Annotated in this window: 15 protein-coding genes and 1 tRNA gene; 8 read left to right on the top strand and 8 right to left on the bottom strand. The window is 70.7% G+C overall.

Features of this window, described 5'->3' with window-relative positions:
- Positions 1–60 precede the first annotated feature (60 nt).
- The 5 genes from J2X63_RS05745 to J2X63_RS05725 all read left to right on the top strand — a co-directional run bounded on the left by J2X63_RS05745 (position 61) and on the right by J2X63_RS05725 (position 4,638).
- Positions 61–1,041, top strand: coding sequence for a sugar ABC transporter permease (locus tag J2X63_RS05745; RefSeq protein WP_309974972.1), 981 nt, complete (start codon positions 61–63; stop codon positions 1,039–1,041).
- A complete protein-coding gene (locus J2X63_RS05740) occupies positions 1,038–2,027 on the top strand; it encodes a carbohydrate ABC transporter permease (RefSeq protein ID WP_309974969.1) in 990 nt (329 codons plus the stop codon). Before J2X63_RS05745 ends, J2X63_RS05740 begins: the two co-directional genes overlap by 4 nt.
- A gap of 73 nt (positions 2,028–2,100) precedes the next feature.
- Positions 2,101–2,580 carry an MmcQ/YjbR family DNA-binding protein gene (locus J2X63_RS05735; RefSeq protein ID WP_309974966.1) on the top strand — a complete coding sequence of 160 codons (480 nt, stop codon included), beginning with the start codon at positions 2,101–2,103 and terminating at the stop codon, positions 2,578–2,580.
- Positions 2,581–2,588: 8 nt separating this feature from the next.
- Positions 2,589–2,661: transfer RNA gene (locus J2X63_RS05730), tRNA-Arg, on the top strand.
- 273 nt (positions 2,662–2,934) lie between these two features.
- Entirely contained in the window at positions 2,935–4,638 is a 1,704-nt protein-coding gene (locus tag J2X63_RS05725) for a GNAT family N-acetyltransferase (RefSeq protein ID WP_309974964.1), read from the top strand.
- A gap of 317 nt (positions 4,639–4,955) precedes the next feature.
- Here the strand turns inward: J2X63_RS05725 and tal are convergent, their stop codons facing one another.
- The 6 genes from tal to upp all read right to left on the bottom strand — a co-directional run bounded on the left by tal (position 4,956) and on the right by upp (position 9,842).
- A complete protein-coding gene (tal, locus tag J2X63_RS05720) occupies positions 4,956–6,068 on the bottom strand; it encodes a transaldolase (protein ID WP_309974961.1) in 1,113 nt (370 codons plus the stop codon).
- 6 nt (positions 6,069–6,074) lie between these two features.
- A complete protein-coding gene (locus J2X63_RS05715; RefSeq protein WP_309974958.1) occupies positions 6,075–6,368 on the bottom strand; it encodes a hypothetical protein in 294 nt (97 codons plus the stop codon).
- Positions 6,369–6,455: 87 nt separating this feature from the next.
- Positions 6,456–7,133, bottom strand: coding sequence for an HAD family hydrolase (locus tag J2X63_RS05710; protein WP_309974955.1), 678 nt, complete (start codon positions 7,131–7,133; stop codon positions 6,456–6,458).
- A 54-nt stretch (positions 7,134–7,187) separates the two neighbouring features.
- The gene (locus J2X63_RS05705; RefSeq protein ID WP_309974952.1) at positions 7,188–7,670 is read right to left on the bottom strand and encodes a MarR family transcriptional regulator; all 483 of its coding nucleotides are present in this window, start codon (positions 7,668–7,670) and stop codon (positions 7,188–7,190) included.
- A 242-nt stretch (positions 7,671–7,912) separates the two neighbouring features.
- Positions 7,913–8,701, bottom strand: a complete 789-nt coding sequence (locus J2X63_RS05700; RefSeq protein WP_309974948.1) for a winged helix-turn-helix domain-containing protein — start codon at positions 8,699–8,701, stop codon at positions 7,913–7,915.
- A gap of 508 nt (positions 8,702–9,209) precedes the next feature.
- Positions 9,210–9,842 (bottom strand): uracil phosphoribosyltransferase, encoded by a 633-nt coding sequence (gene upp, locus J2X63_RS05695; RefSeq protein ID WP_309974945.1) that lies wholly within the window; start codon positions 9,840–9,842, stop codon positions 9,210–9,212.
- Between the two features lie 72 nt (positions 9,843–9,914).
- On the opposite strand from upp, the gene J2X63_RS05690 reads away from it, so the two are divergent.
- On the top strand, positions 9,915–10,370 hold the full coding sequence (locus J2X63_RS05690; RefSeq protein ID WP_309977811.1) for a nucleoside deaminase: 456 nt from the start codon (positions 9,915–9,917) through the stop codon (positions 10,368–10,370).
- Positions 10,371–10,373: 3 nt separating this feature from the next.
- Here J2X63_RS05690 and J2X63_RS05685 read toward each other — a convergent pair whose 3' ends face one another.
- Both J2X63_RS05685 and J2X63_RS05680 read right to left on the bottom strand, forming a co-directional pair.
- The gene (locus J2X63_RS05685; protein ID WP_309974941.1) at positions 10,374–11,147 is read right to left on the bottom strand and encodes a glutamine amidotransferase-related protein; all 774 of its coding nucleotides are present in this window, start codon (positions 11,145–11,147) and stop codon (positions 10,374–10,376) included.
- Complete coding sequence (locus J2X63_RS05680) at positions 11,144–12,106, bottom strand: cation diffusion facilitator family transporter (RefSeq protein ID WP_309974938.1); 963 nt, start codon at positions 12,104–12,106, stop codon at positions 11,144–11,146. The genes J2X63_RS05685 and J2X63_RS05680 overlap by 4 nt, the downstream gene beginning before the upstream one ends.
- 23 nt (positions 12,107–12,129) lie before the next feature.
- On the opposite strand from J2X63_RS05680, the gene proC reads away from it, so the two are divergent.
- Positions 12,130–12,981, top strand: a complete 852-nt coding sequence (gene proC, locus J2X63_RS05675; protein WP_309974935.1) for a pyrroline-5-carboxylate reductase — start codon at positions 12,130–12,132, stop codon at positions 12,979–12,981.
- Complete coding sequence (locus J2X63_RS05670; protein WP_309974932.1) at positions 12,978–14,279, top strand: family 20 glycosylhydrolase; 1,302 nt, start codon at positions 12,978–12,980, stop codon at positions 14,277–14,279. Before proC ends, J2X63_RS05670 begins: the two co-directional genes overlap by 4 nt.
- The last annotated feature ends 121 nt before the right edge of the window (positions 14,280–14,400 follow it).

The raw sequence follows: 14,400 nt of genomic DNA, 5'->3' as shown, positions 1-14,400 counted from the left end.
GGCATCCGCCACCCGCACCCCCGACCCGTCTGCCCCACCGGCGCCCACGAAGGATCACCGATGACCCTCACCGCCAAGCCGCCCGCCGCGCCACCCTCGGGCGGTGACGACGTGCCGCCCGCGGCATCCGCCCCACCGCGACGACGCCGCGGCATCCGCAGCTGGGTGCGCGGCGGCGGGCTGTCGACGCTCGTCTTCCTCGCCCCGATGCTCATCGTCTTCACGGTGTTCAGCTGGTCGCCGATCGTGCAGTCGATGATCATGAGCCTGCAGAAGACGAACCTGCTCGACCCGCCGACCTGGGTGGGGCTCGACAACTTCGTGCACGTGCTGAACGACCCGCTGCTCGGCACCGCCGTCGTCAACACGGTCTACTTCGCGCTGCTGGCGCTGCTGTTCGGGTTCCCGCTGCCCATCTTCGTGGCGGTGCTGATGAGCGAGGTGCGTCGCGCGAAGGGCTTCTACTCGGCGCTCGCGTACCTGCCCGTGGTGGTGCCGCCGGTCGTGGCCGTGCTGCTCTGGAAGGTCTTCTACGACGCGAGCCCGACCGGCCTGTTCAACACCATCCTCGGCTGGGTCGGCATCCCGCCCCAGCCCTGGCTGCAGTCGTCGGCCACAGCGATGCCGTCGCTCGTGCTCGAGGCCACCTGGGCTGCGGCCGGCGGGGCGATCATCATCTACCTCGCGGCGCTCCTGAGCGTGCCGCCCGAGCTCTACGACGCCGCCGAGGTGGACGGCGCCACCATCTGGCAGAAGGTGTGGAACGTCACGCTGCCGCAGCTGCGCGGCATCCTCTTCATCATGCTCATCCTGCAGGTGATCGCCACGGCGCAGGTGTTCCTCGAGCCCTACCTCTTCACGGGCGGCGGGCCGAACAACGCGACGGTCACGATCCTGCTCCTCATCTACCGCTACGCCTTCCAGAACAGCCTCGGCGGCGACTACGGCGAGGCGACCGCGCTGAGCGTGATGCTCGCGATCGTGCTGGCCCTGCTCAGTTGGCTGTACTTCAAGCTCACCGAACGTTGGAGCACCTCATGACGACGACCCCGCCCCCGGTCTTCGAAGAGGTCGACGCCCCGCACGCGGCGACCGGCCTGCGCGGCGTCATCGGCCGCCGCCGGGCCGATCGCCGCAGCGACGAGCAGGGCGACCGCGGCATCGTCTCGGGCTTCGACCGCAAGAAGCGCGGCGTCAGGCTCGGGATGGGCGGCGTGCACCTCTTCCTCTTCGCGGGGCTGGTCGTGGCGGGACTCGGTCCGCTGCTGTGGCTCGCGAAGTCGGCCGTGACGCCCACCCAGGACACGCTGCGCCAACCGCTCGCGCTCTGGCCGAACGGGATCGACTGGGCGAACCTCCCGCAGGCGTGGAACGACGTGCACATCGACCAGTACTTCTGGAACACGATCGTGATCGCGGCCGGGTCGTGGTTCTTCCAGCTGCTCATCGCGACGACGGCGGGCTATGCGCTGTCCGTCCTGCGTCCGAAGTACGGCCCGATCCTGAACGGCGCGATCCTCGCGACGATGTTCATCCCCGCGGTGGTGCTGCTCGTGCCGCTGTACCTCACGATCGTGAACCCGCCGCTGCTCGGCGACGTGTCGCTGCTCAACAACTACCTGGCGGTGTGGCTGCCGGCCGCGGCGAACGCCTTCAACATCCTGCTCGTGAAGCGCTTCTTCGACGCGCTGCCGCGCGAGGTGTTCGAGGCGGCGAAGACCGACGGCGCAGGCCCGTTCCGCCTGTTCTGGTCGGTGGTGCTGCCGATGTCGAAGCCGATCCTGGGGGTGGTGTCGGTCTTCGCGATCATCGCCGCGTGGAAGGACTTCCTCTGGCCGATGCTCGTCCTGCCCGATCCGGCGGTGCAGCCGCTGTCGGTGCGCCTGCCCGCGGTGCAGCAGTCGATCGAGCTCGACGTGTTCCTCGCAGCGCTCGCGATCTCGACGCTCATCCCCGTCGTGATGTTCCTCCTGTTCCAGGGGGTGTTCCTGCGCTCGGCCGGGCTCGGCGGCGCGGTCAAGGGGTGACGGATGCCGCGGCGGCCACGGCAGCCGCACGGGAGCCCCGCGGCATCCGTCGCCGTCGGCGTAGGCTGGCGCCGTGGAGCATCCGCGCGTCGTCGACCCGGCCCATCCGCTCATCGATCGCGTGCGCCGGATCTGCGTCGCCCTGCCCGAGGTCGTCGAGGTCGAAGCCTGGGGCCGGCCCACGTTCCGCGCGGCGAAGCCGATCTTCGTGCACGTGGCCGCGACCGCCGACACTCCCTTCTCGATCATCGTGAAGACCGACCCCGAGGAGCACCTCGCGCTCGTGCAGGACGGCCGGTTCTTCGGGGCGCCCTACTACGACCGGAACCGCTGGCTCGCGGTCGGCCTCGACGACCCCGACACCGATTGGGAGATGCTCGCCGAGGTCATCGAGACGTCGTACCGACAGGTCGCGAACCGCCGCCAGCTCCTCGCGCTCGACGCCCTTCGGCCCGAGCACGCGGACGGCCGACGGCACCGCCGCTCGATTGGCATCATCGCAACTCGTACGTTAGAGTTGCGTGGTTGCCTGATCGCGCGGAAGCGAAGGTGACGACCAACGCGCCCGTAGCTCAACGGATAGAGCATCTGACTACGGATCAGAAGGTTGGGGGTTCGAATCCCTCCGGGCGCACACTGGTTGAGACAGTAGAGAAGCGGTTCGCGAATGCGGGCCGCTTCTGTCGTTCCGGCGCGTTGTCGTGCATTCGGCACTTCCTGCGGCCCTGACCCCCGGTCGGGGGGTATTTTCGGCGCCGTGCAGATGTGATGCTGAGAATCCGCCGAACATCGGCGCGTGCGGCCCGACGCAGTCATGCTCGATGCTTTGCGTCCCGGCTATGCTCGGCTCAGATCTGATTCCGGTGATGGAAGTCGGGATATGCGGGGTGCGCGAAACGGGGGGACCGTGGTCTCGTCGAATCGGGAGGGACGCCACGACGTCGGGCGAGTCACCAGCCTCATGCGTCGGGGATACGCGCTGCTGATCGGAGCGGCGATCACCCTGGTGGTGTTCCACGAGCTGACCTCGCTCTTCACCCACGACCACACGCACGGCGGCGGTCCCGGGCTCATCCCCGAGCTGCACAGCGCAGACCTCGTGTGGGCGGCACCGGCGATCGCGGTCGGGATCGGCGTCGGCGTGTCGCTCGTCGTGGCCTCCGCGTCGCAGGCGGGCATCGCCATGCTCGAGCGGTTCGGGCTTCCCGGGCTCGGCGCCGACGCCCGCGCCCGCGCGAACGGGCTCGCCTGGGGGGCGATCGCGATGCTCGGCGTGCACTTCACCGGCGCCGCGTTCGACGTGGTGCCGGGCGGGCACACCGTGGCCGCCATCGGCCTGGGCGTCGTGCTGTGCCTCGGAACGGCCAGGCTGCATCGCGTCGCCATCGAGCATGAGGCCTACCGCACGTTCAACCTCATCGCCATGCTCCTCGCGGCCGGCAGCCTCGCCAGCATGAGCCTGACCCCGACGGGCGCGTGGTGGACCCACAACTTCAGCACCCTCGGCACGTCGGACGATGTCGCGGCCGCGTGCTTCAACATCGCGATCGTGGTGTCGGGCGCCGGCATGGCGGCGATGTCCGGGGGACTGACCCGCGCGGTCGCCGACGTGCGCTTCGGCGTGCGGCGCGGTGGACTCACGACCATGCGCGTGCTCATCGTGCTCATCGGGGTCAGCCTCATGGGCGTCGGGCTCTTCCCGATCGACGGTGACAGCACCATCCACAACGCCGCCGCCCTCGGCGCGGCCGTGTCGTTCGCCGTGCTGGCCATGGGCGTGCAGCTCTGGGCGCGACGCCTTCCGCGCACACTCGTGGTCGCGTCCTACGCGTCCATCGTCGTCGAGGTCGCGGCGATGGTGGCCTACGACGGGCTCGGCGTCTTCAACCTCACCGTGTTCGAGATCGTCGCGTTCACGCTCGTCTTCGCGTGGCTCATCGCCCTCGTCGCGATCACGCACGCGAGCCCGGTGGCGACGGATGCCGCGGCGGCTCCGCATCTCGCCGCACGGCGTCCGGGCGGGTCCCACGTGCCCGCTCACGGCGGGCGCCGCCGGATCGCGACCGTCGCCCACCCGGGTGCCGGAGTGGGTCCCGCGTCGCGCCCGGTTCCGAGGCCGCCCGCTACCCGCCCGGCTCCTCGGCGACCCGACCGGCGCGACCGACCGCCGGTGCCCGTCGGGATGCCGTCATCGGGCCTCGTCGATGCGCCATCTCCGGCCGGCGCAGGAATGCGGTGGGGCGATGAACGCGTTGTGATGAGCGGGCGGGTCGCACGGGGCATCCGGCGATGGCCCGGTCTCGCGATGGAGGAACGCATGCAGGACACCGTGAAGATCGAGCGCAACGACGCGGCGGAGCGCTATGAGCTCACCCTGGACGGGGAGCGCGTGGGCTTCGCGCAGTATCACGCGACGCCGGGCCGCATCGTCTTCACGCATACCGTCGTGGAACCCGAGCACGAGGGCCAGGGCCTCGGGAGCCGCCTCGCGAAGTTCGTGCTCGATGACGCGGTCGCGCGCGGCGACCGCATCGTGCCGCGCTGCCCGTTCATCGCGGCGTACCTGCGCGAGCACCCCGGGTACGAGGCATCCGTCGACTGGCCGGCGTGACCACTGAGCCGGCGACGGCCGGCACCGCCCAGGCCTCGGCTCCCGGGTCGTTTTGACCCTCATTCGGGGCCCTGTGGGATTCGCCACGCGCGATTAGATTCGAGGAAGCCCGAGTCGGCCCGATACCCGACAGTTCCGTCATGCCATGACGACCTGCGACCGTCGACAGATGTTTGCTCGGGATCCTGCTCGCCGAGCTCAGTTCGGGTCGCTCGGCGGGAGAGGTCTCCCCTGGAGACCGCGGTGGGGTGGGAGGTAGGGTTCCCACCCCACCGTCCCGGCGGAGCAGGACTCCGCGGGCCCCTGTTCGCGAACCGCTAGCGTGCTGCCTCCAGTGCGCCGCGGACGGTGTCGAGGAGTTCGTTCCAGGAGACGATGAACTTCTCGACGCCTTCGCGTTCGAGGACCGCGGTGACGTCGTCGTAGTCGACGCCGACCCGGGCGAGCGCGTCGAGCACGGCGCCGGCGTCGGCGTACGCGCCGGTCACGGTGTCGCCGACGATCTCGCCGTGGTCGAAGGTCGCCTCGAGGGTCTTCTCGGGCATGGTGTTCACCACGCCGGTCGCGACGAGCTCGGTGACGTAGAGGGTGTCGGGCAGCGCCGGGTCCTTGACCCCGGTCGACGCCCAGAGCGGACGCTGCCGGTTCGCGCCGGCCTGCAGCAGCGCGGTGGCCCGCTCCCCGCCGAACACCTCCTCGTACAGCTGGTACGCGAGCCGGGCGTTCGCGATGCCCGCCTTGCTCTTCAGGCCGAGGGCCTCGTCGGTGCCGATCTGCGCGAGGCGCTTGTCGATCTCGGTGTCGACGCGGGACACGAAGAACGACGCGACCGAGTGGATCGTGGCCAGGTCGATGCCCGCGGCCTTCGCCTGCTCCAGGCCGGTCAGGTACGCGTCGATGACCTGCCGGTACCGGTCCAGGCTGAAGATCAGCGTCACGTTCACGCTGATGCCCGCGCCGATCGCCGCGGTGATCGCCCCGAGTCCCTCGACCGTCGCCGGGATCTTGATCATCACGTTCGGCCGGTCCACCTTCTCCCACAACGCATGCGCCTGCTCGATGGTGCGCTCGGCGTCGTGCGCGACCCCGGGCTGGACTTCGATCGACACGCGACCGTCGTATCCGTCAGTGCGGTCGTACACCGCTCGCAGGTGATCCGCGGCGTCGCGCACGTCGTGGGTCGTGATGTCGAAGATCGCGCGCTCCACGTCGGCCCCCTCGGCGGCGAGAGCGTGGATGGCCTCGGTGTACGACGCTCCGTCGGCGAAGGCCGTGGCGAAGATGGTCGGGTTCGTCGTCACGCCGACGACATCGCGTTCGCCGATGAGCCGCTCGAGCTCACCGGTGGTGATCCGCTTCCTGGACAGGTCGTCCAGCCAGATGCTGACGCCGGCTCGTGACAACGCGGCGGTGGGGGTGTTCGTGCTCATGGGAGCTCACATCAAGAGGGGGTCGGCCGCCTGCGCGACCGTGTGATCGAGCCCTGACCCGGGCATGACGGTGGCGACCGACGGGGCGAAGGCACGCACCTCGCCGCGACGGATGGCGAGCCCGTAGGACGAGAGCACGTCGCGCACCGCGCGCGTGTCCAGCGCGGTCGTCAACGTCCAGACGATCGCACGTTCGATGTCCTCGGCGTCGGCAGGGTCGGGCATGTTGCCGAGCAGGACGGACTCGTCTTCGATCTCGATGCCGAGCCGGACCTGAACCTCGTGGGTGAGATGGTTCATGGCTCGAACCTCGCACATCGGCATCCGCGCGTCGATGGGGTTGCGGTCGCAGCCGTGTCGTCGTAGCGCGGGCTGCGCGTGGGCCGGTCAGGCCGGGCGTGGCCCGTCGACCAGCGCCTCGAGGTGCGCGAGCAGGTCGCCGGGGTCGTCGAACACCCGCTGCGCACCCGCTTCCCGCAGTTCCCCGTCGGAGATGCCCCCCGAGCGCAGGCCGTAGGCCCTGACGCCGGCGCGTCCCGCGGCGATCATGTCCCAGGTGGAGTCGCCGACGAACAGGGCCTCGGGCGCTTCCGCTCCCGCTCGCTCGAGCGCCACCTCGATGAGGGTGGGTGCGGGCTTGGCGGTGTCGACGTCGTCGGCCGACGTCGCGGCGTGGATGGCGGCATCCGCGTCGATCGCCTCACGCAGCAGTCGCAGCTCATCCTGTGGTGCCGAGGTCGCGAGCACGACCCGGATGCCGCGGTCGTCGAGCGCCGCGAGGAGCTGCCGAACACCGTCGAACCTGCGCAGCCGCGGCGCGAGCTCGCCGTAGTACTCGGCGTGCAGGCGCTTCACCTCGTCGACCCACGCGGGATCGCGGTCACCCGCGAGCGACTCGACGAGCAGCGCCGAGTCCTGTCCGATCGCGCGGTGGATGCGCCAGCTGTCGACCTCGACGCCGCACCGCGCGAACGCCCGCTGCCAGGCGTCGACGTGCAGCAGGTTCGAGTCGACGAGCGTGCCGTCGACGTCGAACAGCACGGTGCGCGTGGCGGAGGATCCCATCGCTCCGGTCTACACCCGACCGCGGGACGGGGGCGACGGGTTGACGGGCGCGGTTCAGCTGCCGGACGCCGCGTCGGCGTCGAGCTGGGAGGCGGGCCGTTCCCCGACCGACTCGCGGAGCCGGTCGCACAGCGCGATGAGCTCGCGGAGCTCGGCTTCGTCGAGGGCCGAGCCGACGTGGCGGTCGATGGTGTCCATGTGCCGGAATGCGACGCGGCGGAAGAGGGCGAATCCCTCCTCGGTGATGCCGACGATGGTGCCGCGACCGTCGTCGGGGTCGTGCATCTTGGTCACGAGCCCGCGCGAGGCGAGACGGTCGACGAGCCGGCTGACGCTCGGCTGGGTGATGAGCACTGAGCGGTTGAGGTCCTTCAGTCGCAGGCGGCGGCCAGGCGCGCGCGTGATGTTGAAGAGCACGTCGTACTCGTTGAGCGAGATGACGTCGCTCGGGAACTCGGCGGCGAGTGCCCGCATGATCGTGACCTGGGCGCGGAAGAGCGACTCCCATGCGGCCACCGTGATCGCGCGCTCCGCCACCTTGGGCTCCCCTCGACGTGTCGACGCCGGGTCTTCCGACCCGGACTCATCCAAGGATAGGGAAACCGGGGCGGGAACGGGTGAGGGCCGGTCGTAGAGGCTGACGACCGACCCTCGCCCTTGCACCAAGAGTGTCCTGCAATCACATTCCGCATCCACCGCCACAGCAAACAGTGGATGCGTAATGAATATATAACGGATCGATAACGGGCGCTAGTTATCGTTCTGTGATTTTTCCGAATTCAGTACAGGTCGGGCGACGGCGTCGAGGCCTGGCGGATCGAGACGTCGGCGTGGCGGTCGAACCGGTAGCCGACGCCGCGCACGGTGCGGACGATGTCCTGGTAGTGGGCGAGCTTCGAGCGTAGCCGGCGCACGTGCACGTCGATGGTGCGCTCGCTCGGTGCCTCGTCGTCGGCGTCCCACAGGCTGTCGATGAGCTCGTGCCGGTCGATCGTGCGGCCCTCACGGAGCACGAGGTACTGCAGGAGCTCGAACTCCTTGTAGGTGAGCCCGGCTGCCTCGCCGTCGAGCAGCACGCGCTTGCGCGAGATGTCGATGATGACGCCGTTCGGGTGGCGGTCGGCGTCGTCGCGCGTGCCCTGGCCCTCGCGCTGCTTCGCGAGCGCGGCCGGGTCCTGGAGGGCGAGGCGCACGACGTCGACGTCGCGGCCGCCCGAGCCCTCGGGGGCCAAGGCGACGGCCGCGTAGGTCTCGGCCGACGGGGCGACCTCGGCGGTGAGGGTGCGGAGCGCCTCGACGATGCGGTGCAGCGTCGTGCCGTCGGCGATGGCCTTCGCCTCGTCGATGCCGACGTAGAGCACGAAGCCGCGCGCCTCGGTGCCCTCGGGCACGGCGCGGACGCGGGGAGCGGCGGCGCGGGCAGCGGGCGCCGACTCGGCCGGAGCGGCCTGCGTGGTCGGCGCCTCTGCGGGGCGCGGCGCGATCGAGACGGGGCGGGCCGGCACGTCGGGCAGCGACGGGGCGGTGCGGACGGCGGCGGTGCGGACGGGTGCGAGAGCGAGTGACATGACGATTCCTTGTGCGAAGAAGGTGCGGCGATGGACCCCTCGAGACGGGGTCGATGCGAATGGCCGTTCGGCCTGGCGAACCGCCGGTGCGGCTGGTTCAGTGGAGTCGCGGTCGATCGGGGTGCGGATCGGCTGCGGGACTCGGCGGTCGGGTCGCGGTCAGCGGCACATTCGACAACACATGGACGCGCGCGCCGGCATCATCATGCCGGTCGTCCTGAGAGCCTCGGGGGCGGTCAGGGTGCGTGCGGTGTCGGTCATGGGGAGAGTCAATCCGAGGTCGGAGCGTGTGTCAATTCATGACGGGGGGATGACGCGGTGTGACGGCGCAGACGGTGCGCGTCGCGGTGCGGCATCCGGGAGGATCGGGTGGGCGGATGCTGCGTGCAAAAGGATCTGCGAGAAAAGGCCGTTCAGAAAAATCTTCCGCAGTTCCACCTCGTCAGCGCGGCGGTCAGCGTGAAGATCCTTCGGTGCGAGGGCGCAAGCCCGCAGAGTGTAGCTGTCGTCAGACCGTGCCGTAGAGGCGGTCGCCGGCGTCGCCGAGGCCCGGCACGATGTAGCCGTGCTCGTTGAGGCGCTCGTCGACGGCGCCGAGCACGACGGTGACCTCGCGGCCGTGCAGTGCCTCCTCGACGGCCTTCAGGCCCTCGGGCGCGGCGAGGATGCAGATCGCCGTGACGTCCGTCGCACCGCGGGCGAGCAGGAATTCGATCGCCGCGGTGAGCGACCCGCCGGTGGCCAGCATCGGATCGAGCACGAAGCACTGGCGGTCGCTGAGGTCGTCGGGCAGGCGCTCGGCGTAGGTGGCCGGCTCGAGCGTCTCCTCATTGCGCGCCATGCCGAGGAAGCCGACCTCGGCGCTCGGCAGCAGCTTCACCATGCCGTCGAGCATGCCGAGGCCCGCGCGGAGGATCGGCACGATGAGCGGCTTGGGGTCGGCGATGCGCACGCCCGTCGTGGGGGCCACCGGGGTGACGATGTCGACCGGTTCGACGCGTACCCCACGGGTGCCCTCGTAGGCGAGCAGCGTCATCAGCTCCTCGACCAGCGCGCGGAAGATCGGCGACGGCGTGTTCACGTCGCGGAGCACCGTCAGCTTGTGGGTGATGAGCGGGTGATCGGCAACGTGGACTCGCATAGGCTCGAGTCTAGTTGCGGGGGATCCCGCGGACGGGAGGGGCTCGTGGAGCTGCCGATCCACCGCGAGTGGATGCGCCTCGCCCTCGCCGAGGCCGAGCAGGCGCCGGCCACGCGCGACGTGCCAGTGGGCGCGGTCGTCGTGAACGGCAACGGCATCGTCATCGCGGCGAGCCGCAACGAGCGCGAGCTCGTGGGCGACCCGACGGCGCACGCCGAGGTGCTCGCGCTTCGCGCGGCGGCGGAGTCGATCGGCGACTGGCGGCTCACCGACTGCACGCTCGTGGTGACGCTCGAGCCCTGCGTCATGTGCGCGGGTGCGATCCTCGCCGCGCGCGTGCCGACCGTGGTGTTCGGCGCCTGGGACGAGCGCGCCGGCGCCGCCGGATCGCTCTACGACGTGCTCCGCGACCGGCGGCTCAACCACCGGGTCGAGGTGTTCCCCGGCGTCGAGGCCGAGGCATCCGCTCGCCTGCTGCTCGCCTTCTTCGACGACCCGCTGCGCCGTCCGCCGACCGAACTCGAGTAGCCGCTAGCTCGCGCGCTCGCGCAGCACGCGCTCGCGCACCTCGAGCCCGTCGAGGTACTCCGAGAGCAGGGCAGCGGATGCCGCGTTCGCGCGCGGCCCGTGCCAGGCACGCTCCGCGCGCAGCTGCTCGGCGCTGCGGCCGTACTCGGGCAGTTCGTGGCCCCAGAGGCGCAGCCACTCCTCGTGGATCGCGTCGTCGACCTCGGGATGGAACTGCACCGCGAGCAGCCAGTCGCCTCGGGCGAACGCCTGGTTCTCGTACTGCTCCGACGACGCGAGGCGCTCGACTCCCTCGGGCAGGTCGAACGTGTCGCCGTGCCACTGCACCGTCGGCACGCCGGCGAAGTGCCGCACGGGGGAGACCGCGCCGGCGTCGGTGAGCTCGACCTCGAGCCAGCCGACCTCCTTGCGCGGGCCCTTGCGCACCTCGGCGCCGAGGGTCTTCGCGAGCAGCTGTGCGCCGAGGCACACGCCGAAGACTGGCGCCTCGGCGTCGACGCGGGCGGCGAGCAGGCGCACCTCGTCGGCGAGGTACGGGAAGCGATCGGCCTCGTACGCCCCCTCCTCTCCGCCGAGCACGACGACGAGGTCGGCGGCGAGCGGATCGAGCGCGCCCAGGTCGTGGTGAGGCGTGTCGACGGTCACGATCTCGTACCCGTGCGCCTCCAGCGTCGGGCGCAGGTTGCCGAGCCCGATCGCCGAGTCGTGCCGCAGCACGAGGGCGGTGCGTCGAGCGGATGCCGCGTGGCGCGCGGCATCCGTCGCGGCATCCGTCATTCGAGGCCCTTGATGACGATCGTGTCGGTGGGCGGCGCCGCGAGGTTCGGGTCGACGTAGATGTCGGGCTCGATGTAGATGATCCGCGCCGCGGGCACCGCTTCGCGCACCCGCCGTTCGATGATGTTGGTCGCGGTCGACACCTCGAGGAGGGACTGGTCGCCGTGGAAGCCGACCTTCGCGGCGACGAGCAGCTCATCGGGTCCGACGTAGAGGGTCTTCATGTGGATGATGCGCTCGGCCTCAGGGCCCGCGAGGATGGCGCGCTCGATCCTCTGGAGATCGTCGTCGTTCGCGCCCTCGCCGACGAGCAGGCTCTTCGTCTCCATGCCGAGCACGATGGCGACGAGGATGAGCAGCGCGCCGATGAACAGGGTGCCGATGGAATCGAAGACCGGGTTGCCCGTGAGCCACGTGAGCCCGACGCCGATGAACGCGAAGACCAGGCCGATGAGCGCGGCGACGTCCTCGAGGAGCACCACGGGCAGCTCGGGCGCCTTCGCGCGGCGCACGAACTGCACCCAGCTCAGCTTGCCGCGCACGTGGTTGGACTCCTTCACGGCGGTGCGCAGCGAGATGGACTCGAGGATGATCGCGATCGTGAGCACCAGCATCGGCAGCCAGGGCACCTCGAGCGGCTCGGGGTGGTTCAGCTTCTCGATGCCCTCGTAGATCGAGAACACGCCGCCGACCGAGAACAGGATGATCGAGACGACGAAGGCGTACACGTAGCGCTCGCGGCCGTAGCCGAACGGATGCTCCTTGTCGGCCTGCTTCTTCGCCTGGCGGCCGCCGAAGATGAGCAGCAGCTGGTTGCCCGAGTCGGCGAGGGAGTGCACGCCCTCGGCCAGCATCGCCGACGACCCCGAGAAGAACCACGCGATGAACTTCGTGATCGCGATGCCGAGGTTGGCGAGAAATGCCGCGATGATGGCCCTGGTGCCGCCCGATGCGCTCATGGCGTCAATCCTAGGATGGTCGCATGAGCGCCGAAGCCCCCGTGCACCTGCCCGCGATCGCCTTCCTCGGGGCCGGGTCGATGGCCAGGGCGATCCTGTCGGGGCTGCTGCAGCCGGGCATCGAGGTCGACGGCGGCATCCGCGCGACGAACCGCTCGGCGGAGCGCGCGGCCGAGCTCGACGGCCTGCCGGGGGTCACGTCGTACGCCACCGAGACGGATGCCGCGGCCAACCGCACGGCGGTGACCGGCGCGAAGCTCGTGGTCGTCGCGGTGAAGCCCGCGATGGTGCCCGACCTGCTGCGCGAGATCGCGGATGCGCTCGAACCCGACGCGATCGTCGTGTCGGTCGCTGCCGGCGTGACCGTGGCGACGTTCGAGTCGCTGCTGCCGACGTCGGTGGCGGTGATCCGCTCGATGCCGAACACACCGGCCGTCGTGGGGCGCGCCGTCACAGGCGTGTCGGCCGGCACCCGGTCGAGCGACGACGACCTCGCGCTCGCCGTGCGCCTCTTCGAGACCGTGGGCGACGTGATCGTCGTGCCAGAGGAGCAGATCGACGCGCTCTCCACGATCTCGGGTTCGGGGCCCGCGTACGTCTTCTACCTGATCGAGCAGCTCACGGCGGCGGCGATCCACAAGGGGTTCACGCCCGAGCAGGCGGCGCGGATGGTGCAGGGGACCTTCCGCGGGGCGTCCGAGCTGCTCGCGGCATCCGACGTCGGCCCGGCCGAGCTCCGTCGCCGCGTCACGAGTCCCAAGGGCACGACCGAGCGGGCGGTCGCCGTGCTCGAGGACGCGCGCCTCTCCGAGGTCTTCGACCGGGCGACGGATGCCGCGCTCGCCCGCGCCCGCGAGCTCGCCGCGGGCGCGTGAGCAGCATCGACCGCGCCCCCCTCGAGCTCGACGGCGAGCCGCGGTTCGCCTGGCGCGGCGTCATGCTCGACGTCGCGCGGCGGTTCCGTCCGATGCCCGACCTCCTGCGCTTCGTCGACCTCCTCGCCGCGCACGGCCTCAACGTGCTGCAGCTCCACCTCACCGACGACCAGGGCTGGCGGTTCGAGGTGCGGCGATACCCGCGGCTCACCGAGGCGGGCGGGCGACGCAGCGAGTCGCAGCTGGGCCACGGGCCGTCGGCGACGGGCGACGGCGTGCCGCACGAGGGCTGGTACACCCAGCGCGAGTTGCGCGAGCTCGTGCAGTACGCGGCGGCCCGCGGCATCCGGATCGTGCCCGAGATCGATGTGCCCGGTCATGCCTGTGCCGTGCTCGCGGCCTATCCCGAGTACGGCGTCGGCGAGGTCGAGGCCGTACGGGCGCGGGTGCCCGAGCCGTGGACCCGCTTCGGGATCTCGGACGAGGTGCTGAACGTCGAGGAGGAGACGGTGCGCTTCGTCTGCGACGTGTTCGACGAGGTGTGCGACGTGTTCGACTCCGAGGTCGTCGGCATCGGCGGTGACGAGGCGCAGAAGCGCCGGTGGCACGAAGACCCCCGCACGCAGGACCTCCTGGCCGAGCGCGGGCTCGCCGACGAGGCGGAGCTGCAGGCCTGGTTCCTCGGTCGGATCGCGTCGCACCTCGCCGAGCGCGGCCGGCGGGTGGTCGGCTGGGACGAGATGCTCGAGGGGCGCCGTCCCGCCCCCGACGCCGTGGTCGCGTCGTGGCGGGGGTCGGTCGGTGCCGGCCTCGCCGCTCGGCTCGGCCACGACGTCGTGCTCTGCCCCGACCTGTGGACGTACCTCGACTACCGGCAGTCGGATGACCCCGAGGAGCCGATCCCCGTCGGCACCGTGCTCTCCCTCCGAGACGCGGCCTCGTTCGACCCGGTGCCCGACGACGCCCCCGCAGCGCTGCGCGACCGGGTCGTCGGCGTGCAGGCGAACGTCTGGACCGAGCACCTCGACAGCCGGGAGCGGCTGGACTACGCCGTGTTCCCGCGCCTCGGCGCCTTCGCGGAGGTCGCGTGGAACGGCGGTCCGCTGGACTGGGCGGAATTCGGCTCGCGATTGCCCGGATACCTGGCCTGGCTCGAGGCGCAGGGCGTCGACTTCCGCCCGCTGGGCGGTCCGCGTCCCGACCAGCAGCGGCCGGGGGTGCCCGGGGTGCCGCGCCGGCGTGCCGATCGGATCGCTCAGCTGGCGCGCCTCACGGCGGACCTCGCGGATCCCGCCTGACCTTCGGAATCCGCGCCGCAAACGCGGGTGGGCGACGTATCCGACTGCGCGGACGGTGTCGTTCAACGAAATCCGTATGTGGATTCATCGTCATTGTGCTAGCGTCCCCCTGTCCTTCCCC

It is taken from the genome of Agromyces sp. 3263, assembly GCF_031456545.1.
Taxonomy (GTDB): Bacteria; Actinomycetota; Actinomycetes; order Actinomycetales; family Microbacteriaceae; genus Agromyces.
The sequence above is the reverse complement of the archived record's forward strand: the minus strand, read 5'-3'. Positions and strand labels throughout refer to the sequence as shown.